The sequence below is a fragment of the Niallia sp. FSL W8-0951 genome, assembly GCF_038006525.1.
Taxonomy (GTDB): domain Bacteria; phylum Bacillota; class Bacilli; order Bacillales; family Cytobacillaceae; genus Niallia; species Niallia circulans.
The window spans coordinates 185,789-211,917 of the sequence record NZ_JBBOVK010000001.1; the positions used below are offsets into that span (position 1 = coordinate 185,789).

At 34.2% G+C, this 26,129-nt stretch carries 20 protein-coding genes; 16 read left to right on the top strand and 4 right to left on the bottom strand.

The window, feature by feature from the left end; genetic code table 11:
* Nucleotides 1-16: 16 nt before the first annotated feature.
* The 8 genes from NSS71_RS00850 (at nt 17) to NSS71_RS00885 (ending at nt 11,740) form a co-directional block, all read left to right on the top strand.
* On the top strand, nt 17-2,764 hold the full coding sequence (locus NSS71_RS00850; protein WP_341151191.1) for a family 78 glycoside hydrolase catalytic domain: 2,748 nt from the start codon (nt 17-19) through the stop codon (nt 2,762-2,764).
* 234 nt (nt 2,765-2,998) lie between these two features.
* Nucleotides 2,999-4,432, top strand: coding sequence for an MFS transporter (locus NSS71_RS00855; RefSeq protein WP_341151192.1), 1,434 nt, complete (start codon nt 2,999-3,001; stop codon nt 4,430-4,432).
* A 110-nt stretch (nt 4,433-4,542) separates the two neighbouring features.
* A complete protein-coding gene (locus NSS71_RS00860; RefSeq protein WP_341151193.1) occupies nt 4,543-5,535 on the top strand; it encodes an alpha/beta hydrolase in 993 nt (330 codons plus the stop codon).
* 183 nt (nt 5,536-5,718) lie between these two features.
* A complete protein-coding gene (locus NSS71_RS00865; protein ID WP_341151194.1) occupies nt 5,719-6,909 on the top strand; it encodes a sensor histidine kinase in 1,191 nt (396 codons plus the stop codon).
* A gap of 22 nt (nt 6,910-6,931) precedes the next feature.
* Nucleotides 6,932-7,573, top strand: coding sequence for a response regulator transcription factor (locus NSS71_RS00870; RefSeq protein WP_186440737.1), 642 nt, complete (start codon nt 6,932-6,934; stop codon nt 7,571-7,573).
* A gap of 119 nt (nt 7,574-7,692) precedes the next feature.
* Complete coding sequence (locus tag NSS71_RS00875; protein WP_341151196.1) at nt 7,693-9,903, top strand: MMPL family transporter; 2,211 nt, start codon at nt 7,693-7,695, stop codon at nt 9,901-9,903.
* 202 nt (nt 9,904-10,105) lie between these two features.
* Entirely contained in the window at nt 10,106-10,870 is a 765-nt protein-coding gene (locus NSS71_RS00880) for a LamB/YcsF family protein (RefSeq protein WP_095258867.1), read from the top strand.
* 378 nt (nt 10,871-11,248) lie between these two features.
* A complete protein-coding gene (locus tag NSS71_RS00885) occupies nt 11,249-11,740 on the top strand; it encodes an RNA polymerase sigma factor (protein ID WP_095258868.1) in 492 nt (163 codons plus the stop codon).
* Between the two features lie 95 nt (nt 11,741-11,835).
* Here NSS71_RS00885 and NSS71_RS00890 read toward each other — a convergent pair whose 3' ends face one another.
* Nucleotides 11,836-13,329, bottom strand: a complete 1,494-nt coding sequence (locus tag NSS71_RS00890) for a peptide MFS transporter (protein ID WP_061797367.1) — start codon at nt 13,327-13,329, stop codon at nt 11,836-11,838.
* 264 nt (nt 13,330-13,593) lie between these two features.
* On the opposite strand from NSS71_RS00890, the gene NSS71_RS00895 reads away from it, so the two are divergent.
* Together NSS71_RS00895 and NSS71_RS00900 are read left to right on the top strand one after the other, a co-directional pair.
* Nucleotides 13,594-14,382: a hypothetical protein gene (locus NSS71_RS00895; protein ID WP_341151197.1), complete on the top strand. Its 789-nt coding sequence runs from the start codon at nt 13,594-13,596 to the stop codon at nt 14,380-14,382.
* Nucleotides 14,379-14,822 carry a hypothetical protein gene (locus NSS71_RS00900; protein ID WP_047942388.1) on the top strand — a complete coding sequence of 148 codons (444 nt, stop codon included), beginning with the start codon at nt 14,379-14,381 and terminating at the stop codon, nt 14,820-14,822. The genes NSS71_RS00895 and NSS71_RS00900 overlap by 4 nt, the downstream gene beginning before the upstream one ends.
* A 37-nt stretch (nt 14,823-14,859) precedes the next feature.
* On the opposite strand, the gene rpe is transcribed toward NSS71_RS00900, so the two are convergent.
* From rpe to pepT, 3 genes are all read right to left on the bottom strand, one after another.
* Entirely contained in the window at nt 14,860-15,504 is a 645-nt protein-coding gene (gene rpe, locus NSS71_RS00905; RefSeq protein ID WP_341151198.1) for a ribulose-phosphate 3-epimerase, read from the bottom strand.
* Nucleotides 15,505-15,694: 190 nt separating this feature from the next.
* A complete protein-coding gene (locus tag NSS71_RS00910; protein WP_047942385.1) occupies nt 15,695-16,117 on the bottom strand; it encodes a hypothetical protein in 423 nt (140 codons plus the stop codon).
* A 178-nt stretch (nt 16,118-16,295) separates the two neighbouring features.
* Nucleotides 16,296-17,528: a peptidase T gene (pepT, locus tag NSS71_RS00915; RefSeq protein WP_341151199.1), complete on the bottom strand. Its 1,233-nt coding sequence runs from the start codon at nt 17,526-17,528 to the stop codon at nt 16,296-16,298.
* Between the two features lie 214 nt (nt 17,529-17,742).
* Here pepT and NSS71_RS00920 point away from each other — a divergent pair, with 214 nt between their 5' ends.
* The 6 genes from NSS71_RS00920 (at nt 17,743) to rhaA (ending at nt 26,091) form a co-directional block, all read left to right on the top strand.
* Complete coding sequence (locus tag NSS71_RS00920) at nt 17,743-18,348, top strand: thioredoxin fold domain-containing protein (RefSeq protein WP_341151200.1); 606 nt, start codon at nt 17,743-17,745, stop codon at nt 18,346-18,348.
* A gap of 617 nt (nt 18,349-18,965) precedes the next feature.
* Complete coding sequence (locus tag NSS71_RS00925) at nt 18,966-21,035, top strand: bifunctional aldolase/short-chain dehydrogenase (protein WP_341151201.1); 2,070 nt, start codon at nt 18,966-18,968, stop codon at nt 21,033-21,035.
* A gap of 374 nt (nt 21,036-21,409) precedes the next feature.
* Nucleotides 21,410-22,012 (top strand): NDxxF motif lipoprotein, encoded by a 603-nt coding sequence (locus tag NSS71_RS00930; RefSeq protein ID WP_341151202.1) that lies wholly within the window; start codon nt 21,410-21,412, stop codon nt 22,010-22,012.
* Between the two features lie 255 nt (nt 22,013-22,267).
* The gene (locus NSS71_RS00935; RefSeq protein WP_061797339.1) at nt 22,268-23,233 is read left to right on the top strand and encodes an AraC family transcriptional regulator; all 966 of its coding nucleotides are present in this window, start codon (nt 22,268-22,270) and stop codon (nt 23,231-23,233) included.
* Nucleotides 23,234-23,403: 170 nt separating this feature from the next.
* Nucleotides 23,404-24,822, top strand: coding sequence for a rhamnulokinase (rhaB, locus tag NSS71_RS00940; RefSeq protein ID WP_341151203.1), 1,419 nt, complete (start codon nt 23,404-23,406; stop codon nt 24,820-24,822).
* A gap of 15 nt (nt 24,823-24,837) precedes the next feature.
* Complete coding sequence (gene rhaA, locus NSS71_RS00945; RefSeq protein WP_341151204.1) at nt 24,838-26,091, top strand: L-rhamnose isomerase; 1,254 nt, start codon at nt 24,838-24,840, stop codon at nt 26,089-26,091.
* Nucleotides 26,092-26,129 lie beyond the last annotated feature (38 nt).

Here is a 26,129-nt window from a genome sequence, read left to right on the forward strand (position 1 = left end):
AAAGGAGAGGTGAAAGATGATAATAGAAAATTTAACTATTGAATACAAGAAGAATCCTTTAGGATTAGATACTAAGAAGCCAAGATTTTCATGGAAAATCGCTTCAAATGAACAAAATGTATGGCAAGAAAGCTACCGAATCATTGTACAAAATGATAGAAAAATTTGCTGGGATACTGGCATACAGGAAAGCAGTAAATCGATTTTAGTAGATTATGAAGGTTTGGAATTACAAGCCCGTACTTTATATGATGTGAAAATAGAGGTTTGGGATAATAAAGGGAACCACGCTATAGCGAATGGTTCTTTTGAAACCGGATTACTCTCTGGCGCTAACTTTAGTGGAGACTTTATTACACATCAGTTACCTCCAGAAGAAACAGCATGTCCTGTTTTTGTGAAAGAGTTCACTGTGAATAAGCGTATTGAAAAAGTAAGAGTGTATGCAACAGCACTTGGAGTTTACGAAGTGAAAATTAATAGTAGAAAACTCGGAGATACCTATTTTGCACCAGGATGGACGAACTATCATAAGCGTCTTCAATATCAAACATATAACGCTGATAACATGCTACAAGAGAACAATAAAGTGGAAATAATAGTGGGAAATGGCTGGTATAAAGGCATATTTGGTTTTACATGTACTCCTAATCACTATGGAGATAAGGTGGCTGCACTAGCAGAAATTCATATTACTTATAAGGATGGATCAGAAGAGATCATTAAGACAGATGATAGTTGGAAAGTGGCTACAGGAAGTATTCGAACAAGTGAAATTTATATGGGGGAAACAATCGATACAACTTTCACAGAGTCAATCACTTCCCAAGCCGTTACTATGCCATTTGAGAAGAGTCTACTAGTGGGACAGGAAAATGAACCGGTAAGAATAGTAAAGAGACTAGAAGCTAAAGAATTATTAACTACTCCTAAAGGAGAAAAGGTAATAGACTTTGGTCAAAATCTTACAGGATTTATAGAATTGAAAATTGTTGGACAGAAAGGGCAAAAGATTACTATTCGTCATGCGGAAACATTAGATAAAAATGGGAACTTTTATGCAGAAACTCTTCGTCAAGCAATATCAGTAGATCATTTTATTTGCAATGGAGAAGAGCAAATTTTCCGTCCACATTTCACTTTCCATGGATTTCGCTATATAGCAATAGAAGGATTAGAAGCTATTCATCTCCCTAATTTTGTAGCTTGTGTATTGCATACTGATATGGAGGAAACGGGGACTTTTATTACGTCTAATCCACTTGTGAACCAGTTACAAAGTAATATTCAATGGAGTCAGCGAGGGAATTTTTTAGACATTCCAACAGATTGTCCTCAAAGAGACGAAAGGTTGGGATGGACAGGAGATGCACAAGTCTTTGCTGGGACTGCTGCCTATAATATGAATGTTGCTTCTTTCTTTACTAAATGGCTGAGAGATTTAGCTTCAGAGCAAACAGAGGAATACGGAGTTCCGCATGTTGTCCCAAATATATTAGGAAATCAAGACGGGGCAGCAGCTTGGAGTGATGCTGCAGTTATTATTCCTTGGGTAATATATCAGACCTATGGTGATAAAAGGATATTAGAAGACCAATACGAAAGTATGAAAGGATGGGTTGATTACATTTCTTCCCGCTGTGGAAGCAATGGATTATGGCAAGCTGGCTTTCAATATGGAGACTGGCTTGGGTTGGATAAAGAGGAATGTAGTACAGAAAGAACGGGAGCAACTGATCCCTATTTCGTAGCGAATGCTTATTATGCTTATTCTACACATTTATTAAAAGAGACAGCTGAAGTGTTAGGTAAAACAAACGATGCCCAAACTTATCAATCATTATATGAGTCTATTAAAAAGTCATTCAATGAGGAATATATAACACCAAATGGAAGGTTAGTTTCTGAAACCCAAACAGGTTGTGTACTGGCACTACACTTTGATTTGGTAGAAGAAAAATACCGTAAAAGAATACAAGAATCATTGGAAAAAAATATATTAAATCATAAAAATCATTTAACGACGGGATTTGTTGGAACACCGTATTTATGTCATGCTTTATCAGAAAATAATCTTCATGAATTGGCAGGTACATTATTTTTAAAAGAAGATTATCCATCCTGGTTATATGCTGTGAAAAAGGGAGCTACGACCATTTGGGAACGATGGAATTCGATATTGCCAAATGGGGATTTTGATGAATCTGGAATGAATTCATTAAATCATTATGCTTACGGAGCAATAGGAGAATGGATGTATCGAAAGTTAGCCGGGATCAATCAACTGGAGCCTGGATATAAGAAGATACTCATTAAGCCACAATTTATAAAAGGAATTACATTTGTAGAAGCATCCTTTGATAGTATGTATGGTACCATTAAAAGTTCTTGGTCTTGTAGGGACAATAAGATTAAAGTTGATATAGAGATACCAGCAAATACAACGGCAGTTATTTATTTACCAGAAAAAGAACAACCAATCGAAGTAGGTTCAGGCTCCTATTCTTATGAATATGCAACAGAAATAAATTTAGATAGAGAGCGTTTTACAATGGATTCAACCTTAAAGGAAATTATGGAGGAGCCTTTGGCTGTGGAAATATTCAATACTTATTCTCCAGAATTATTGAATCATCCGATGATACAATATGCATACCAATTATCAATTAGTGAAATTATTGCCACAGCTCCTAAGGAATCTTATACCTTATTTAAAATGGTGATTGATGAATTGAATAAAGAAGAAGTTACTATTGCTCAATAATAAATTTTTGGAAAAGGGAGATACAAAAAATCTTCCTTTTTTTTTTTTTATAAGAGAAAGCTTAATAATCTTATCGATAAATTAGAGGAATTATTAAATTATATTGTTAATACTGATTAATTTAGAATTTAAATTACTAAAAAAAGAAATAAAGTACCATAATTATATCAGAAAGTGCAATAAAATAAAGAAAGTAAGCGGTATCAAAAATGAATGAAGGAGGAAAGAAAAGGTATGAAAATAGAACAGGAAATAGTAGAAAATACTCCCGCATCGAGCGAAAAAAAGAAAATTGATTTAGGATATGATTCACAAGGAATAAAAAAAACGATGAGATTTTATCATTATCTTGGAGATGGCGCAGCTACAGTTACATTAAATAGTATAAATGGCCTTGTTGGGATATTAACCTATTTTTATACTGATAAGGTTGGGATAGCTGCTGCAACAGTAGGTACACTTATGTTGGTAACAAGAATTTTGGATGCGGTTGCAGATTTAGTGATGGGAAAAATCGTTGATGGTACCAAGTCTAAATATGGAAAAGCGCGTCCTTGGATGTTATGGATGGCAATTCCAGCTCTAGTATCCATTATATTGCTTTTTACAGTACCAGCTGAGGCCTCCTCAACAACCAAGACAATTTATGCTCTAATTACCCTAATAATAGCAACTGCTATCGTTTATGCCGCAGTTGCTATTCCATACAATAGTTTGATGGCAATGCGAACAAAAAGTTCGGAGGAACGAGGAAAGATAGGAATTACTCGTTCTATTTATGGATATATAATGGGTATGATTATAGCTATTGGATTGATTCCAATAACCAATATGCTTGGTGGAGACCAATCTGCTTGGATAAAAGTAGCTGTAGTTATAGGGATAATTTCATGTATTTCATTATTAGTTACATTTGCATCGTCTAAAGAAGAGGCAGTAGAAGCAATCAAAGGTGAAGTGGATGATAATGTTCCTTTTTTTGAAAGCATAAAACTTTTATTTAAAAATAAATATTGGGTTATGATGTTGTTTGCGCAATTATTTATAAATATGACATATATTTTATCAGGATCAACTGGAGTCTATTATACAAAGTATATACTTGGAAATGAAAATTTAGTTGGAATTATGGGAGCTGTGGGGTTAATTCCAGTGATTCTTGGATTTGCTGCAGTTGGACCAATGATAAAAAAATTCGGTCTTGCCAAAACAGCAAGAATTGGAATTGTCTTAGGGATCTTTGCTAGTTTCATTCGTTGTTTTATGCCTTATAGTTTTTCCGCTGCATTAATTTTAGGAGGAATTGGTACATTTGCAACGATACCGATGATGGCAGTAGGTGGAGTTTTAGTTAATAATACAGTTGAATATGGTGAATGGAAGTTTGGCAAAAGGTTAGTCGGGATGGTAAATAGTGCAAATAGCTTTGGGGTGAGAGTTGGAAGCGGTCTAGCAGGTGCTTTAATTGGTTGGATACTAGCATTTGGTAATTATGATGGAACGCTCGAAACACAGCCGGACTCAGCAATTTTCAGTATTTTGGTTGTAACTGTTTATCTTCCATTAATTCTATTTGTTCTTACCTATCTATTTTTGCGTAAATATGATTTGGATGGAAAATACCCTCAGATTATTAAAGAATTAGAAGCACGTAGAAATAAAAAGTAAGCGCTTAATAATATTTGGGAGTATAATTAATAATAGGAATAGAAGCATCTAGTGGGTACTTTGAAATATGGTATAAATGGAATTGACTTTTAAGGAGAGGAAGAGAAGAATTGCTAATCAAACAAGTTAACGTTAATTCTGGAAGTTTATTAAAAGCTTATATATTGGATAATTCAGCGGAATTTGCAAACATAAGCAAAAGGCCAGCTATTTTAATTTTCCCAGGCGGAGGTTATTATGGTATTTCTGATCGTGAGGCAGAACCGATTGCCATGGCATATTTGGCGGAGGGATATAACGCATTTATCCTCCATTATTCTGTAGGGAAAGAATCTAACTTTACTAATGCGTTTAGTGATGCAGAGAAAGCTCTTTCCCTTATACATGAAAATGCCGATGAATGGAATATTGAAACGAAAAAGGTTGCTGTTATTGGGTTTTCAGCAGGTGGGCATTTGGCTGCATCATTAGGAACAATGGGTAAGCTTAGACCCAGCGCAATGTTATTAGGGTATCCGTGTATTTTAGAAAAATGGAATAGAGGTTTAGCATTCTCTGTACCATCTTTAGAAAAAGAAGTGGATAATCAAACACCGCCTGCATTTTTATTTGCTACTTTTGAAGATGAATTAGTTCCGGTTGAAAATACTATCAGCTTTATGCAAGCATTAAATGAACACAAAATTGCTTTTGAATCACATATTTTTCAAAAGGGAGTTCATGGACTTTCACTTGCCAAAGGGCAAACGTCTTCAGGATTGAAGAAATTGGTTAATAATGATTTTTCGAAATGGTTTGCTTTAAGTGTATCTTGGTTGAAAAATATAATTGGTGATTTTCCAGCAGATAAAGACAGTATTATTCCTAATGCAAGAGATGTTAATGAGTATTCTATTGAAGTTCGAATCGAATCCCTGTTAAATAATCCAGAATGTCGAGAATTGCTGCAAACTCATCTTCCTATTTTATTAGAAGTCGAGGCTCAAGAAAGTGCGAAGGATTATTCGATAAAAATAGTGAATCAAGGTTTACCTAACGCCCTATCTGAAAATCAATTGAATGAATTAAATGACCAATTAAAGAAAATAAAAGTAACGGAATAATTTTTGTAATTAGATAGAAGTCATATAACAAAGTATCTTTCGTAATCATTTTTTACTAAGGATGCTTTGTTTTTGTTTTAAAGGCCATCAATCAAATATGAATGGTTATGTGCGACTCTAATTTGTTGATTTTTCAATTTAAAGGTATAATTTGGTCTATATTAAAGATAAGGTGAATTAAAAATGAGTAAATTTCAAAAGTCATATGAGAATATCACGATTATTTTACAAGATTCAACTAAAATCCCTATTTTATTATGGATTAGTCTTGTTTATATTGCAGCTCTATTACTTCAATCGTTTGATCATTTGTCCATAATAAATAATATTATTTTTACTTGTGCTATGATAGGACATTGTCTTGCTTATTGGCATTCAAAAACATGGAGTCGAATTTATCCCTGGCTTTATGTAATAAGCCAAGGATTTTTAATCTTCTTATCCGCATTTTGGATACCAGCAGGATCCCCAGCTATTTTAATTGGTTTACTGCCAATAATTATTGCACAGAGCATAACAGTTTTTGAAAGCAAACTAAAGATTTTTATATTTTTTATTATTTTTTATGGCCTGTTCTGTATAGAGATAGTTTTAAGTTATGGATCAGAAGAATTACCGATATTTATCCCTATTTTATTCATCATATTGACCATTGTAGTTTTTTATACGGTTATTTATAATAGGCAGGTCAATGCGAGACTGCGGATGGAATACTATTTAAAAGAGCTAGAAACTGCTCATAAGGAAGTGGAAAAACTAACACTTGCTAATGAGAGACAGCGAATGGCTAGAGATTTACACGATACATTAGCTCAAGGAATTGCGGGCTTTATTATGCAATTAGAAGCAATCCAAGTTTATATAGACAATGGAAATAAGGAAAAGTCACAGGAAATTGTTCTAAAATCTATGCAGCAAGCACGAGAAACATTAAAAGAAGCAAGAATTGTTATTGATAATTTACGATATAATTCCAATACTAGCCAAGGGAATTTTAATAGTGTCATATTGGGGAAAATTCAAAAGTATAAGGAAGCAGCTTCTGCAGAGATTACTTACACAATAGATCGCTTTCCTCCATTATCAACATTTATACTGGAACACAGTGTCCATATAGTAAGTGAATGTTTGACAAATGTTATAAAGCATTCCCAAGCTACACAAGTGAAAATACATATTAACAAAGTGGAAAAGCAAATGGTTATTAAAGTAGAAGATAACGGTGTTGGTTTTGCGGCAAATATGGTTGGCAAACACACTGGGAAATATGGGTTGTTAGGTATAACGGAAAGAGTTAGATTATTAGGTGGAAAAGTGGATGTCAAAAGTATAAAAGGAAAAGGGACGACTATTTTGGTAGAAGTCCCTATCTAAATGGAAAGTGAGAGGAAACGTCCTGTATAATGTACTAATTGTTGATGATCATTTAGTGGTAAGAGAAGGATTAAAATTAATGATAGAAACAAATGATATGTTTCGTGTGATAGGAGAAGCAGAAAATGGAGAAATAGCACTTCATTTAATAGAAGAACTATCACCTGACGTAATCTTAATGGATTTAAATATGCCTATCCTGAGTGGATTAGACACGATAAAAAAATTAAACGAAAGAAATATTTTCATTCCTGTGATCATTTTAACTACATATAATGAAGATAATTTAATTCTAGAAGGAATCAATTTAGGGGCAAAAGGTTATTTACTGAAAGATACTACTAGAGAAAATCTATTCAGGACTATTGAAGCTGCTGTGAAAGGGGAAACCCTTTTGCAGCCTAATATATTGAATACAATCTTAAATTTTAAGGATACTCAAAAGAATAATCAGAAATCTAGCCAATCTATCCTTACTGATAAAGAAACTTTTATTTTACAAGCCATAGCAAAAGGATTTCGAACAAAAGATGTTGCTTTTGATATGGGAATTGCAGAAAGAACAGTGAAGGCGCATTTAACAAATATTTATAATAAATTAGGAGTAAATACTAGGACAGAAGCTGTAGCAATATCTATTGAGAAAGGTTATATTCATCTATAAATCCCAAACTATGCCCAATCGTACATTCGGCAATTGCCCAAATGTACGATTTTTTTTATTTTCTTTTTCTGTAGTATAAAGGCAGAACATATGGAACTAATAGACGAAAGGGGATTTATATGGCAAAATTTCTTTATAGTATTGGCGAATGGGCCTTTAAGCATAGAAAAAAAGTATTAAGTGGTTCACTGATTATCCTAGTTAGCATGGTGATTATAGCTTTAAGTGTCAAACCATCATTTCAGAATGAAATCACTATTCCAGGTACTAAATCAGAAGCTGCAGGTGAATTATTGAAGGAGGAATTTCAGACTGGTGAATCTCCTGAAAATGGCCAAGTTCAATTAGTCATGAAGGCACCAAAAGGGAAAACTTTAGAAACAGACGAAGTAAATGAACAAATTAAAGAAACACTCAACGATATTAAAAAAGACAAGAAAGTAACAGAAATAGCTACACCTTCAGAGCTTGGAAACCTTAATGAATCAAAAGAAATTGGTTACGCTACAGTAACATTTAATATTCCTGCCGATGAAGTATCAGAGGAATCTAAGGAGAATATCTTAGAAAAAATAGAGCAGACACGTGGAGAAGGGATAGAAACAGAAATTGCAGGTAATGTTGCCTTTTCGGAAATGGAAATTGGTGGAATTACTGAAGTTATTGGGGTTGCAATTGCATTTCTAGTACTAGCCATCACATTTGTCTCATTCTTGGTAGCTGGACTGCCAATTATTACTGCAGCTATTGGATTAGGTATTGGGTTAATGATGATTATGATTGGGACGAAGTTTTTTGAGATTACCTCCTTTTCTTTATCATTAGCTGCTATGCTTGGACTTGCTGTTGGAATTGATTATGCGTTATTTATCATTTCTCGCTTTAGACAACAATTGCAAAAAGGTAATTCAGTTAAGAAGGCGATAGCAATTGCAACAGCTACGGCTGGAAGTGCAGTCGTGTTTGCAGGGCTGACTGTTATCATTGGTTTATTGGGCTTAGCAGTAGCGAAAATTCCCTTTCTTACTGCAATGGGAATAGCAGCCGCAGTTTGTGTGTTAATCGCAATTATAATTGCAACAGTTTTGGTTCCGGCGTTATTAGCAATATATGGTGATAAACTCCATCCTTCTAAGAAAAATAAATTAATAGGAAAATTTTCGAAAGAGAATAAGGAAAGTTCCTTAACAAGTAAGTGGGGGAAGCTGCTTTCTGTACATCCGATGATTATCTCTATTTTAAGCATCGCTTTTCTTCTTTCTGTTACTATTCCATTTTTTCATATGGAATTAGGATTGCCTGATAATGAAACAAAATCAGAGAAAACAACGGAAAGACGAGCATACGATTTGTTATCGGAAGCATATGGACCTGGTTATCATGCATCTTTAATTGTTATTGCTAAAGTAAGTGAAAAAACAGAGAATGCTGAACAAGCATTAACAGATGTGACAAATAAAATAAGTGAGCTAGAAAACGTGAAAGCCATTAGTCCGGCAATACCTAGTCCGTCTGGAAAAATCTTTATGATTAATGTAACACCAGAGACAGGGCCGAATGACGTCAAAACGAAGGATTTAGTTCATTCTATTCGAAATCATTCTAGTGAAATGGAAAAGGAATATTCTACAGAACTATTCGTAACAGGAGCAACGGCTGTTAATATTGATATCTCTGATAAGTTAAATGAAGCATTGCCAATCTTCTCTATACTGATAGTTGGATTAGCTTTTATATTACTAGTAGTTGTTTTTCGATCAATTCTAGTACCACTAAAGGCAGTTCTTGGTTTTATATTATCGTTGGGAGCTACTCTTGGTTTTGTGGTATTTGTAGTTCAAGATGGAAACTTTCTACAATTATTTGGATTTAATGCTGCGAATCCAGTGTTATGTTTCTTACCCGTCATTGTAATTGGAATTTTATTTGGATTAGCGATGGATTATGAAGTTTTCTTAGTAAGTAGAATTCGTGAGGAATATTCCCATTCCGGTGATGCAAAAAAAGCAGTATTAGTAGGTTTACAAGATAGCGGAAGAGTTGTTATTGCAGCTGGGTTCATAATGATGGCAGTATTTGCTGGCTTCATGCTTGCCCCTGACCCTATTATTAAGTCAATGGGATTTGCCCTTACCTTTGGAGTTCTCTTTGATGCTTTTATCGTCAGAATGACAATCGTACCAGCTATTATGATTTTAATGGGGAAAACAGCTTGGTATTTACCAAAATGGCTTGATAAGATTCTTCCAAGAATAGATATAGAAGGGGAATCCATTATGCAAGAGACGGAAGAAAAAGATGTTGAAAGTAATTTAGTGACAGATAAGTAAAGAGTAATAAACATTTATAAGAAGAGATGGAGGAATTGCTCCATCTTTTTTGCTTCCTTCTTTATTCAAAAGTAAAATAAAATCATCGTTATGTAATTTGAATTATCTAAATAGTAATAAAGCTTAGCAGGGAGAAAGTAGCTGATGTTTATATTTACTAAATTGAATATGGTTATATTAAATACTGCAAAGGAGTACTTATATGTCTATTGATATAAATTGTGATTTAGGTGAAAGCTATGGTGCTTATCGAATTGGGAATGATGAAACAATTATCCCCTATGTAACTAGTGTAAATATTGCTTGTGGTTTTCATGCCGGTGATCCAACTACCATGAGGAAAACGGTGAATCTTGCACTGGAGAATAAAGTGGCGATTGGTGCCCATCCAGGCTTTAATGATGTTCTTGGCTTCGGGAGGAGAGAAATAAATATATCCCCCAATGAAGTATATGATATAGTCATTTATCAAATAGGAGCATTAGAAGCATTTGTGAAAGCAGAGGGCGGAACCTTGCAGCATGTAAAGCCACATGGGGCGTTATATAATATGGCTGTAAAAGATGGACGATTAGCTGATGCAATTGCCAAGGCTATTTACAAGATAAATCCTGCGTATATTCTATTCGGTTTAGCGAACAGTGAATTGATTAGAGCGGGGAAGCGCTATGGCTTAAAAACTGCTAACGAGGTATTTGCAGATCGAACTTATCAATCAGATGGAAGTTTAACACCACGTACACATAAACAAGCTCTTATCGACTGCCCTAAACAGGCAGCTAAACAGATAATTGATATGGTTAAGAATAAAAAGGTTACCTCTGTACAAGGTGAAGAGATACCTATTCAAGCAGATACCATATGTATTCATGGTGATTCTACCCATGGTATATCCATTGTAAAAGAAGTAACATCTACGTTACTTCAATCGACAATAACCATCCGCAATTTTATGGAGAAAATATAAGTATTTGAATTTAGTATTGCTAAAAAACCCCCTCAACTAGGATGTTGGAAACTAACTACAATAAAAGAATTTAGTTACAATTAATGATTTAATGAAATGAATAGAAAATTAATCAATTTTTAAAGAAAAAACTGGAATTTTTATTACGTTAAGATGTATAATGTATTTCATTGGTGTTACAATAAATAAGTTTTGTAATTGCTTTGTAACAAAAAAGATAAATACTTTAGGATAATAATAATTAAATGAAGAACTCGCAAGAAATACATACTTACTATTTAATAATGGAATAAAAAATGCTCTCTGGAATTTTAGTAATAGGAGTTTTTTGATTGTTATCTGTCCGTTGATTCACTGGTTTTGTTAGGGGTGGGGGAAATGGGTTCGATTGAAGAGCTCTATGAAACATATAGTCAAGAATTAATTCATTTTCTGATCTATTTAGGGGTGAAAAAGGAAGAGGCAGAAGATTTAGTACAAGAAGTTTTTATAAGACTGTTAAAAACAAAGTGTCTCTTTAAAGGAGAAAGTAGTGAACGAACCTGGCTATATACGATTGCGAAAAATATTGCCATTGATCATTTTCGAAAACAAAAAAATTCCTATACCTTTGATTGTGAAATACCTAGTCATATAAAGGATGAACAGGCACTTCCTGATGAAGTTGCGATGAAGAAAGAACAGCTTGATTGGATTAATCATTTACTTTGTTGTTGTACAGAAGATCAAAAAAAGGTAATTTATTGTAGATATTTAAAAGAAATGTCTATAGGAGAAACAGCTTTGAATTTGGGCTGGTCTGAAAGTAAAGTGAAAACGACACAGCATCGGGCTTTAAAGCTGCTGAAAAAGAGTTTAGTAAGCATATGAAATTTGCACGGTAACAGAAGGAACTAAATGACTTAGGGAGAAATTTAACTTTTCCTTACATTAAAAAAGTGGAGGATTTCCTCCACTTTTTTTGTTTATTTTATTCCTTTCATCTTGTTTTGAATCATAGGTGATAACAAGAAAAGGATAATACTTAAGATAATAGCTACTCCACCAAGAATACCGAAATATGCAACTTCAGATATTTTTGTGAATAATGGAGCGATTTGTGCATTTAGTGCTTGTGCAGCTGCACTGGATAAGAACCAAAGGCTCATTGTCTGTGCAGAGAAAGCAGCTGGTGCCAGTTTAGTTGTTGCAGACAGGCCGACTGGAGATATACATAGCTCCCCAACTACTACAAGGAAATAGCTTAATACTAACCATAATGGGCTAACTAATGTATTTACTCCGCCTAAATAGGCTGGTAACATCATAATGATAAAGGATAAACCGGCAAACAATAAAGCAATTGAAAACTTCTTAGATACAGAAGGTTGACGATTTCCAAGCTTAACCCAAATCCATGCAAATACTGGTGCAAATATAATAATGAACAATGGATTGATGGATTGGAAAATAGTTGGTGAAAGACTAAATCCGCCAAACTCTAATTGTGTTCGTTTATCAGCATAGGCGGCAAGAATGGTTGATCCTTGTTCTTGAATCGCCCAGAACATAACGGCAGCTAAAAAGAGTGGGATATAGGCAATCAGTCTTGATCGTTCATCACGAGTAGTTTTTGGACTGCGATACATAACAATGAAATAAATAGCTGGAATTAAGAAGCCGAGAATTCCGACAATTGTGACAAATGATTCGAAAGTTAAGATTTTCAATGGAATTAAAATAGCTAGAATGATGGCAAGGACCACTATGCTAATACCGATAGAAGAATATACTTTTTTCTTTTCGTTTTTAGATAATGGATTTGGCACAATTGTACCAGCAAGTCCTAAATTCTTCTTCTTTGTCATCATGAATACTATTAATCCACATAACATACCAATTGCTGCTAGTCCGAAACCAAGATGGAAACTATAATTCATTCCGATTTCTCCAACAATAATTGGTGATAGGAATCCACCCAGATTAATTCCCATGTAGAAGATACTAAAACCAGCGTCACGGCGCGCATCCTCAGGACTGTACATTTCCCCAACAATACTTGATACATTTGGTTTTAATAATCCTGTTCCGATTACAATTAAAATCATGGAAATAAAGAACATGGTAATACTACCCGGCACAGCTAATACAATATGACCAAGCATAATGAAAATACCGCCATAGAAAACGGCCTTACTTGTCCCAAATATCCTATCTGCAAACCATCCACCGATTATCCCAGACATATAAACAAGAGAACCGTAGATAGATACAATGGCAATCGCCGTACCCTCGGAAATACCTAATCCGCCTTTAGATACTTCATAGTACATATAATAAACCAGGATGGCTCTCATCCCATAGTAGGAAAATCTTTCCCAAAATTCTGTAAAGAAAAGTGTGAACAACCCTTTAGGGTGACCAAAAAATCCCTTTTGGGGAACACTGTCCACAATTTTCTGTTTATTTAAATCTGACATTAAAGAAACCTCCTCTATTATTTTAATATAATACTGAAAAGATACTAGATTTGTCAAAAAAATTTTTGTTAGAACATAAAATTGGAATAAATTGTGGCTTTTTAGAGTCTGAGTTCATAATAATCATTTTATTATGAAAAATATTAATGTTTTTAATATAATTATTTTTTAACTTTAAGTAAGGAGTTTTAATTAGATACGAAGTATATGCATAAAAAATAAGCAGAAGGAAGCATACTAAAAAAAACGAGTTGGTGAGCACGGGTGCAACAATTCAATGAGCAATCATATAGATATAAAAAGATGAATATGTCTATTATTAGAACAAATTATTTAAGAGTAAACAATCCTTTGATGCCACTATGGTGGGCTCTTGCCATGCCAGGTACTGGTCATATTATGGTTGGGAAGTTTCTGATAGGAATGCTTTTATTTATATGGGAATTTTTGATTAATACACAGGCGCATTTAAATTTAGCTATTTTGTACTCCTGTATTGGTAAATTTCAATTAGCTGCTGAATCGCTGGATATAAGATGGTTTTTTTTCTATGTAGGAATTTATATTTTTAATGTATGGGATGCATACAGAATAACTACGGATATTAATCAAATTTCGCTGTTAGCTAAAGAGGAAAGACATCCACTAATGCCATTTGTTATCCATCCATTGGAAATCAATTATTTGCAGCGAGTAAATAAATGGGTTCCAGTGTTTTGGTCCATCATTACTCCAGGTCTTGGTCATTTAATTCTTAGAAACTTTTTAACTGGTTTATTTTTATTAGTTAGTCATTTAATCATACTCTACCACTCAAGAGCATTAGAAGGAATTTATTTCACTTGCAGAGGATTATACGGTTTAGTTTCCTCCACCTTAAACGTAGAATGGCTTCTGTTTCTGCCGTCCATTTATCTATTTGCTGCATGTGATACATATTACCATGCCATTGAAATGAATCAACTGTTTAAACTAGAGCAGAGCCATTATCTTGAACAAAAATATTCTTTTTATCTTAAAAGAAACTTTAAAATAAAGGACAATAATCCATGAATATTATCTCCGTCTTTGATCATTCCTTAAAAGTCGAATTGGTACTACATGAATTAGAAAAGCATCATATTCGCAAGGAAGATATATTTGTATCATCTCTTAATAAAAAAGGGGTAGAGAAAAAATATATGGATCCTTTCAATGCAGATGGTTTTAATATGTTCTTTGTTGCTAGTGTGAGTATGATTATGATGCTTTTGGGTACCATCTATGGATTTGTTCTTTATTTAGGTCCAATTCTCTGGGGATTAATTGGTTTAATAGTGGGAATTTGTATTACCATTCCGGTAGATTACTTGTATAAGCGGTGGAGAAATAAAGAAAAGATAAAACCAAGTAAAGCGGAGTTAATTATCGTTATTCATTGTGAGGAGTCTAAAGCAGCTTTAATAGAAAGTCTATTGTACCAATATCATACAATTGGGTTAGTTAAAATATAAAAAAAGGAATCTAAATTTATAGACTCCTTGTTACTATTTATCCACGTATTGCTTTAATTGCTTCCTCACGGTTAGGATTGTTATAAATAAATGATCCAGCAACAAGAACATTCGCGCCTGCCTCTTTGACTAATACAGCAGTTTCAGTATTAATACCACCATCTACTTCAATATCAAGTGTTGGATTTAAAAGATCTGCTAACTGACGTACTTCTTTAATTTTAGGAAGGACATTAGGAATAAAAGCCTGTCCGCCAAAACCAGGATTAACTGTCATTAATAGAACCATGTCAATATCTTCGATAATATGCTTAATCATTTCTACTGGCGTACTTGGATTTAATACTACTCCAGCCTTTACGCCCTGTTCTTTTATTAATTGAATAGTACTATGCAAGTGGCGAGAGGCCTCTACATGTACGGTGATGATATCAGCACCAGCCTTCGCGAATGCTGGAATATAAGCATCTGGATTTTCAATCATTAAATGAACATCTAACGGCAAAGTTGTCACAGGACGAATTGCTTCCACAATAAGTGGGCCAATAGTTATATTTGGTACAAAATGACCATCCATTACATCCACATGAATGTAATCAGCGCCACCTCGTTCTACATCTTTCACTTCATCCCCTAGCTTAGCAAAATCAGCGGAGAGAATGGAGGGTGCAACCTTAATCATTTGTATGCCTCCCTTTCTTAATCTATGTATTACATCAAAATTATAGCAGATTGTGAGATATCGAACAAGCGGATTGGATGCGCTTGCTTGTTTTTATGAAAGGTGAGAATGAAAAATTGTAGCCACTTCGTTTGTATAAGAGGATAAATAGAAGTGGCTATCCATAAGTGAATCTCATCATGGAGAATAATTATAGTTTAGTTATGATTTCTTTTTGAATATCAGCTGGTGCTGCAGCGTAATTTGTTGAAATACATGTAATAAGCATTTCTTTATTCTTGTAGAAAGGTTCTTTGTTTTTATTATAATAAAAACGAACACTTTCTTCTTCTTTAAAAAATTCTTTCCCGATTTTTAATAGAGTAGTAACGGGTAGTTTCTCAAAGGAAACAGTGCTTATTTCTTCTTTTTTAGCAACTACAGGCTGTTCTTGGTCTGTATTCTTAAATTCGCTCACCAATTTTTTAAGAACTTTTTCTTGTGAGATTACTTGTTTCAAAAGTTTTTTACGAACTCTTTTTTTCTTCGATTGAAGTCCAAAAGTTTCTAATATATAGTGATGTAATTCTGTATTTTGTGTTACTTCTTCTTGCATCTTACTCATTGTATCCATTGCAAAACTCCTCTAATCTTTTCTTTCACCACTAAATCCATAGAAAATAGGGATTTGGCACTGAATCATTATATACTAAACTGTTAAAAGTACAAAATTTACTTCGGTTAACGAAATAAAAATCTATAAAAATTAGGTTGCAAATTTAGAAAAGAAGGCATCAAAAGCCTTCTTTCCTTTATCCACGTTCTTCAAATAGGCGGACAATTTCTACGATTACATTTGTCGCTTTTACCATGTTATCGACAGAAATGAACTCATATTTACCATGGAAGTTCTCTCCACCTGTAAAAATATTAGGAGTTGGCAGTCCCATATAAGATAACTGTGAACCATCTGTACCACCGCGAATTGGTTGAACAATTGGTGTAATACCGAGATTTACCATTGCTTGATAGGCTACATCCACAATTTCTTTTACGGGTTCAATTTTTTCCCGCATATTGTAGTATTGGTCGTTTAGTTCCAGTTTTACTGTTTCGGCACCATACTTTTCATTTAACTCCGCTACAATTGTCTGCAGGATTCTTTTTCTCTCTTCAAAAGAAGTACGATCAAAATCGCGGATAATATAAGCAAGCTTTGTTTCTTCCACGTCTCCCTCAAAGGATAGTAAATGATAAAAACCTTCATAGCCCTCCGTATATTCAGGTGCCTCATTTGCTGGTAAGCGGTTTTGTAATTCCATCGCTATTTTCATACTATTGACCATTTTTCCTTTTGCTGTACCAGGATGAACATTCGTTCCCTTCACTGTGATTTTTGCGCCAGCAGCATTGAAGCTTTCATATTGCAATTCGCCTAATGGCCCGCCATCAACAGTGTAAGCAAAATCAGCATTAAAGGCTTTTACATTAAATTTATGTGGACCTCTGCCGATTTCCTCATCTGGTGTAAATGCCACTCTAATTTTACCATGTTTAATTACTGGGTTTTCTTTTAAGTAAATAAGAGCTGTTACAATTTCAGCAATACCTGCTTTGTTATCTGCTCCTAGTAAGGTTGTGCCATCCGTTGTTAACAAAGTATGTCCTACGTAATTTTTTAATTCTGGAAAATCTTTCGGAGATAAAACGATATGTAAATCTTCGTTTAAGATAATATCCTCCCCATCATAAATTTCCACTTTTTGTGGACGAACATTTTTACCTGTAAAATCAGTAGCGGTATCTAAGTGTGCAAGGAAGCCGATTGTCGGCACTTTTTTCTCAGTATTTGCTGGCAAAGTTGCCATCACATATCCGTTTTCATCAATCGTTACTTCTTCCATACCAATTTCTTTCAGCTCTTCCACCAATAAATTGGCTAATGTTAATTGTCCTGGTGTAGACGGACAGTCTAAATTATTTTCATTTGATTGGGTATCGACAACTGCATACGATACAAAACGATTTATTATATTTTCTTTCATGCGATCCAACTCCTTTATCAGATAGTTTGATTTTATCATAGGAGGAATGAATAAGACGAATATTGTGAATTTATGCTAAAAAGTCTCCCATTTCAGTTGTCGTTGGTAAATAGGTATGTTCACAATTATGTTGAATTTAGTGGAGGATTGATGCTTTATTTACAGAGCTTTTTAGATAGAATATAGTTAATAGGTTTGAAAAAGGAGATTGAGAATGAAAAGAAAAAATAGACCGGTTATTATATTTAGTGTAATTGTGTTAATTATTATTATTGGTATCGCATCTATATGGACACTAAAGAGTAAGGATAATGACGCGATTGAAGACATACAGAAAATAAATGCATCAGCTACTTTTAATCAACAAGAGGAAGAATATATCGTTTATTTCTGGCAAGCCACTTGTACATACTGTAAACAAATAGAAAAAGATGTTCTTTCTTTTAGCAATAACAGTGACATACCTATTTATGTTGTAGATATGCAGGACGAAAAAAATGAATCGAGCTGGTATGACTGGGAAGAGCATCATAAAAAGTATGACCAAGTAATTGGGAAAATCGAAGACGGGAAAGAAGTATGGAATGAGGGCATAAACATAGAGAATTTCCAAAATGATAAAAATACTGCTTGGGGAATTGTCGCGAACGAAGAAAACCAAATCATTGCAACACATAATACTGCTTTCGGAAACGAAGTACCAGAAAACGCGGAAGAAATTGAGATTACAGGAACACCAACGATGATAAAAATCAAAGATGGGAAATTTGCAGCATATGCAGTCGGTGTAGAAGAAACTGTAGAACTGCTAGGGAAATAAACAGTAAAGAAGCTTTAAGATAGGGTGAACCTGTCTTAAGCTTCTTTTTTGATGAAGAGCGATAAATTGCAGCATTCGGCGGGAAGTGGTGTTCATAAAAGGAATGAAAGCCAAAAAGTAGAGCGGGAAAAAGAAAAGTGGCATTCATTAAAAGGATGAAAGCCCAAAAAACAAAAACATTCAGAAAAGCAGTGTTCATAAAGGGAATGAAAGCCAAAAAGTAGGGCGGGAAAAAGAAAAGTGGCGTTCATTAAGAGGATGAAAGCAAAAAAACAAAAACATTCGGAAAAGTAGTGATCATAAAGGTAATGAAAGTCAGAAAGAAGAAGGTAAAAGAGAAAAGTGGCGATCATCAAAAGAATGAAAGCAAAAAACAGAAGCATCCGGGGAAGGTGGTGTTCATCAAGCAAAAGAAAGCGAAAACAACCTCATTACTCACTAAAAAACAAAAATAAACGTAAGCGTAACAGAGATATACATCATATTCTTTCTCTTTTGATAGGAATAGTCTTTAAAAAAAAATAAATAAAAACAAATAAACTATTTCAAAAATAAACAAACATATTATATAATGTATTTGGGGTATAAAAAAACAATTTGTGAAGGGAGAAATATTAATGGTACAGAATTTATGGAATAATGAAAAGGCTTCTCAGTTAAATAAGGGATTAGAAGAACTTGTATATCGTTCCAACTTAATTGGGACAGATCGAGCAGTATGTAATTGGGGTGGCGGTAATACTTCTATGAAAACAACCGAAAAGGATTTCCGTGGAAGAGACATAGAAGTAATGTGGGTAAAAGGAAGTGGTTCAGATTTAGCAACAATGAAAGCGCATAATTTTACTGGTCTAAAGCTAGAGGATATAAAACCGTTAATGGAAAGAGAAGAAATGTCAGATGAGGAAATGGTTGCTTATCTATCTCATTGTATGATTGATAGTTCTCATCCAAGGGCATCTATTGAAACTTTATTACACGCATTTTTACCGTATAAACATGTAGATCATACACATCCCGATGCCATTATTAGTATTTGCTGTGCTGATAATGGAAAACAAATTGCCGAAGAAATATATGGGAATCGTTTCGTTTGGGTTCCGTATATTCGTCCTGGATTCACCTTATCTAAAATGATTGCAGAAGGGGTGAAGAATAATCCAAATGCAGAATTAGTATTAATGGAGAAACATGGTCTTGTTGTTTGGGGAGAAACTGCCGAAGAAAGCTATAACAAAACAATTGCGATTATTAACGAAGCGGAAAACTATATTCATAATAAAATAGAAGAGGAGCAAGTATTTGGCGGAGAACAATATCCTGCTTTAAATGAAGAAGAGGCAGAAGAAATTTTAAGCCAAGTAATGCCAGTAATCCGCGGTGCGGTTAGTGGAGAAAAACAAATGCTGTTAACCTACGATAGAGGGGCTGATGTGCTTCAATTTGTAAATAGTAAGGATGCCCAAACCTTATCACAAATTGGTGCAGCATGCCCAGATCATCTTGTACATACGAAAAGACAGCCTTTATATATTGAATGGAATCCGACAACGAAAGATATTGCTAGTTTAAAAGAAAAAATTAAATCAGGTGTAGCAGAATTTAAAAAAGAATATACATCGTATTTTGATAGAAACAAAGAGACTGGAGATCAAATTTCTGAAACTGCTCCGCGTGTTATTCTAATACCTGGCATTGGGATGGTTAATACTGGGAAGACACTAGCTATGGCAGAAGTAAGCGGTGCTTTATACCGCCGTGCAATTTCTGTTATGAAGGGAGCTACAGCCTTAGGTAATTTCGTCTCGTTGAATGAAAATGAATCATTTAAAATAGAGTATTGGCCACTAGAATTGTATAAATTATCCCTTGCCCCGAAAGAAGCTGAATTCTCTCGTAAAGTCGCATTTGTTACAGGTGGAGCTGGCGGGATAGGCAGTGAAACATGTCGACTATTTGCAGAGCAAGGGGCACATGTTGTTATTGCAGATCTTAATATAGAAGGTGCCGAAAAGGTTGCAGCAGAAATAAATGAGAAGTATGGTTCCGTGAGAGCATTAGCCGTTAAGATGGATGTCACGAAAGAAGATGCGGTGAAAGAAGCATACAAGAAAACAGCTCTTACCTTTGGAGGGGTGGATATCATCGTCAATAATGCTGGTCTTGCTACCTCTAGCCCATTTGACGAAACGTCTCTACAAGAATGGAATTTAAACTTAAATGTTCTTGGTACAGGGTATTTTCTAGTTGCAAGAGAAGCGTTCAAACAAATGAAGGAACAAGGACTAGGTGGAAGTATGGTCTTCATTGGTTCTAAAAACTCTGTCTACGCAGGGAAGAATGTTACGGCCTATAGTTCGGTAAAAGCAATGGAAGCGCATCTTGCACGATGTATTGCAGCAGAGGGAGGAGAATTCGGTATACGTGTTAATACTGTCTTACCTGATGCCGTATTACAAGGATCCGCTATTTGGGGCTCTAAGTGGCGTGAAGAGCGAGCAGCTAACTATGGAATTGAACCAGAACAATTAGAAGATCATTATAAAAAACGGACCACTTTATTGGTAAATATTTTTCCAAAGGATATAGCGGAAGCGATTTGTTATTTCTCTTCCTCCAAAGCGGAGAAAACTACTGGATGCATGCTGACAGTAGATGGAGGAGTTCCAGCAGCCTTTACTAGATAATATTGGTTGGATTATTATCCTAATTTGTTCTTTTGAGAGGCTCAAAGAGATAAAGATAAGCATAAAAGAAGTGTGATTTCCATGAAAATCACACTTCTTTTTAATGTTAAATAAGGTAATATATGTTAAAATATTCATGGATGTTTATTAAACTAACAGATAAAAATTGCTTAAAAGTTGTTTTGTATTAAGACGAGGGAAATGAGGACATCTCTTTGAAATAGTAACTAACGAATGACTAAAATATTTTTCTAGCTAATACCAACAATTAATGGAAGGTCAATTTGATTAAGTGGACATACCATTTGTGATGTTTCTCCTATTAGTCCTTTAAAGCCAGGGAATATTATATTTACAAAGGGGAGTAGGCGTTTATGAAAAGAATATTTTATAGTATCCTAATTCTTTTTCTATTAAGTGCATGTTCAAAAGGAGGGGGAATGAAAACGGAAGAGGAAATAGTCGATACAAATAATGTGAAGATTCCTAGTGCCATTTTTTATTCTGACAAACAAAATAGTGTAATTGATGAAGAAGAAATGAAATCAAGCATAAAAACATACTTAGACACCCATGAAGAATTATATCTTGCTAGTTCCCCTTTTCAAGAGATAATAGATGAAGAAAAAGAATTAACGAAAAGTGATTTAGAGAAGTTAAAGCAAATTAACAGGCTTACAAGAGAAAATGATGAAAACTTTTTAAACTATATCTCACAAAATACATTACCCCAAGGTTATCAAGAAGAATCCGAAAGAATAAGTAGATATATTATAAGTTTAAATGAGATGCTAAATGAATTAGATACAGTGCTCGACCAACTTACAGACGACCTGAATGAAGATGTCATTCCTACAGTAAACATGGCCTCTTTAAATAAAAGAAGTAATGTATTAAACGGAAGAGAACAGAAAAAAATAGAAGAGTTTTTGGAAAATAAAAATATCAAGACTAAAGCATTTAGACAGGAGCAATAAGAAAACAGCAGATTAGAAATGGAAAGAGGGCTATCCTTTAAAATAGAATGGCAATACAGATAAAGCAGCTTAGCTTCTTTTATAGGGAGAGCTGCTTTATGTATGCACGGTTTACAGTTGAACTTTCTGTGTGCTAGCGTTAATTCCTCCCCACCTTATTTATCAAAAAATATGTACTATTCCTCGGAATAGTTGCTAAACCATTCTGTACCTCTCATAATAATCAAAGATAGTTAAATTAGGAGGCTGACCTTCTTGGATCATGTTTTAATGGAACAATTAAGGAAGTTAACAGAGGAAGAAATAAGCATTGTTCAGCAAAAACAAGGGGTAATGAAAGACATCTATACCAGTCAAAGTAATTTTATAATAGAAAGTGAAAAGTTTTTGCGTAATGATAAAATGATAGCGGTTAGAAAGCATACACGTTTTATTGATTTTCCTAAACATAAGCATAATTATATTGAGATTAATTATGTCGTAAATGGTCAGTTGAAGCAGAAAGTCGGGAATGATGAAATCGTGCTGAAAAGAGGAGAACTCCTATTTTTAAATCAGCACATAGAACATGAAATAGAGGCATGTGATAAGGAAGATATCGTCGTTAATTTCATCATTCAGCCGCCATTTTTTCAATTTATATTTCAATATTTACATGAAGAAAATAAGCTGACAGATTTTTTAATTAGTAGTTTATTTAAACATAAAGAGAGTGGTCAGTATTTATATTACAAGGTTTCAGAGGTCATAGAAATCCAGGATATAATTGGGAAACTATTAAAAGAAGAAAGTAATAATTCCATTTTATCTGAATCGACGATGAAGCTTTATATGGGATTATTAATGATTGAATTGATAAAAAATACTGATAAGATTCAACAAAATGAAGGAGTAACACAAGATCAGTATGTAGTCATAGAGGCTTTGACTTACATTGAAGAGCACTATCAGCTAGGGACACTGAATGAACTTGCTGGACACCTTCACCAATCAACGTCTTCATTAAGTAAAAATATTAAGAAAGCAACAGGCTATACTTTTAAGGAATTGCTGCAGGAAAAGCGACTGAGCGAAGCAAAGAATCTCTTAGAGACAACTGATCTTCCGATTAAGAGAATTGTAGAAGAAGTAGGGTATGATAATATAAGTTATTTCTATCGGATATTTAAAGAAAAATATGGCATGACGCCAAAAGCGTTTCGATTGAAACTAGCAAAATAGTAATTTGCTAGTTTTTTCTTTGTAATCTGATTCCTTTTATAAAACAATGAACGAGATATGGAAAATAAGGACAATAAAAAAAGAAAAGTGCGTTATTTTATTTAAAAATGAAACCCGTTACAATATCTTTAAGAAAACGTTTTCTAATTCCTTTTCAAGGAGAGGTGTAAATGATTAGATATACACTGGCAGTAGATATTGGGGCCTCAAGTGGTAGGCTTATTCTCGGGTCTGTTCAATTAGAAAAATTAGAACTGAAAGAAATTCACCGGTTCGACAATAAGATGATCAAAAAAGGACAGCATTATTGTTGGGATATAGATATGATATTTTCGGAAATAAAAAAAGGAATTAAAAAATGTAATGACATAGGAATTACTCCTGAAAGTATTGGTATCGATACATGGGCAGTAGATTTTGTATTACTAGATGAAAAGGGGGAACTTTTAACAGATGCTGTTGCTTATAGGGACGATCGAACGGATGGCATGATGGAAGAAGTATTCCAGAAAATAATGAAAGAAAGATTGTATTTAGAAACGGGAATTCAATTCCAAAAATTTAATACTATTTATCAGTTATATTCGTTAAAAAAGACACAGCCAGAAGTATTCGCACAAGCGAAAACCTTTTTAATGATACCTGATTATTTACACTATTTATTATCAGGTATTGCAGTGAATGAATACACCAATGCTACTTCGACACAGTTATTAAATGCTTTCACCAAAAAATGGGATAAAACGATACTTGATACATTAGAGATCAATAAAGAAATATTCCAAGAAATTAAAAAGCCAAATACGATTCTTGGGAATTTAAGACCAGAATTAGTGAAAGAGTTTGGCTTTGATATGAAAGTGATTTTGCCAGCGACTCATGATACAGGTTCAGCAGTAATTTCAGTTCCAGCTTTTAACGATACAATCTATATCAGTTCAGGGACATGGTCATTGATTGGGGTGGAAAATAGATTTCCAATTTGTGTGACAAAGGCTTTAGATTATAACTTTACTAATGAAGGAGGAATTGATTATCGCTATCGTTTCTTAAAAAATATTATGGGACTATGGATGATACAGGAAGTCAGACGCAATTATAATAACCAATACTCTTTTGCCAAGTTTGTTGAATTAGCAAAAGAGGCACAAGGTTTTTCAAGTATTGTAAATGTAAATGATAATCGTTTTCTAAAGCCTGACAATATGGTAGAAGAAATTCAGAACTATTGTCTAGAAACAGGACAGCAAGTTCCGACAACACCTGGAGAAATAGCGAAATGTGTTTATGATAGTTTAGTAGATAGCTATGTTACAGCGATAAATGAGATAGAAGAAATTTTTGAAAAAACTTTTCCGAGTATTAATATTATTGGCGGCGGCTGTCAGAATGAAATGCTAAACCAGCTACTTGCAGAAGCGTCTCAGAAGGATGTATATGCTGGACCGATAGAAGCGACAGCAATTGGGAATATTGTTTCTCAATTCATCGCATTAGGAGAAATAGATAGTTTATCAGAGGCTAGACAAATGATAAAGCAATCATTTGAGATGAAAGCATATAAAGCTGCGGAAGATGTAATCAAATAAAAGGAGGATACAATCATGTCGGTTAAAGAAAATTTTGATCTAGCAAAAAAACAATATGAGCAATGGGGAGTAAATGTAGAAGAAGCATTAGAAAAGCTAAAGAATATTCCGATTTCCATCCACTGCTGGCAAGGGGATGACATTGCTGGATTTGAAGTAAATCAAAGAGAATTATCTGGTGGTATTGATGTAACTGGGAATTATCCTGGGAAAGCAACGAATCCTGAGGAATTAAGAAGCGATTTAGAGAAGGCGCTCTCGCTTATTCCTGGTAGACATCGCGTGAATCTCCATGCTATTTATGCAGAAACCAATGGGCTAGCCGTAGAAAGAGATGAGTTAGAGCCAAAGCATTTTGAAAATTGGGTGCAATGGGCAAAAGAAAATGGTTTAGGGCTGGATTTTAATCCGACTTTATTCTCCCATGAAAAAGCAGCTGATGGATTAACGTTAGCTCATCCAAATCAAGAAATTCGTGATTTTTGGATTCAGCATTGTATTGCTAGTCGGAAAATTGCTGAATATTTCGGGAAAGAGCTCGGAACACCGGCATTAACGAATATATGGATACCGGATGGCTACAAAGACATTCCAAGCGACCGTTTAACCCCAAGAAAAAGATTAAAGGATTCCTTAGATAAAATTTATGCTGTAGAAACAGATGAACGCTATAACTTAGATGCAGTAGAAAGCAAGGTTTTTGGAATTGGTTCGGAATCTTATGTAGTAGGTTCCCATGAATTTTACTTAGGCTATGCCTTGAAAAATAATAAATTATGCCTCATGGATACAGGCCATTATCATCCAACCGAGACTGTTTCGAATAAAATTTCTTCCATGCTTTTATTTAGCGATAAATTGGCATTACATGTATCGCGGCCAGTAAGATGGGACAGTGACCATGTTGTTATTTTAGATGATGAACTGAAAGAAATTGCTGTTGAAATAGTACGTAATGATGCATTGGATAAAGTAATTATAGGTCTTGATTTCTTTGATGCAAGCATTAACCGAGTAGCAGCATGGACAATTGGTACAAGAAATATGATTAAAGCTCTTTTAAATGCATTATTGCTTCCAAATGATAAATTAAAACAATTACAAGAGGAAGGAAATTTCACAGAGAGATTGGCATTAATGGAAGAATTTAAAACATATCCATTTGGGGCAATATGGGATTACTATTGTGAACAAATGGATGTACCAGTGCGTGAATCTTGGCTGAGTGAAGTGAAAGTGTATGAGGAAGAAGTTCTTTCCAAAAGATAAAATATAAAGGAATCGCTCTCACCGTGAGAGTGGTTTTT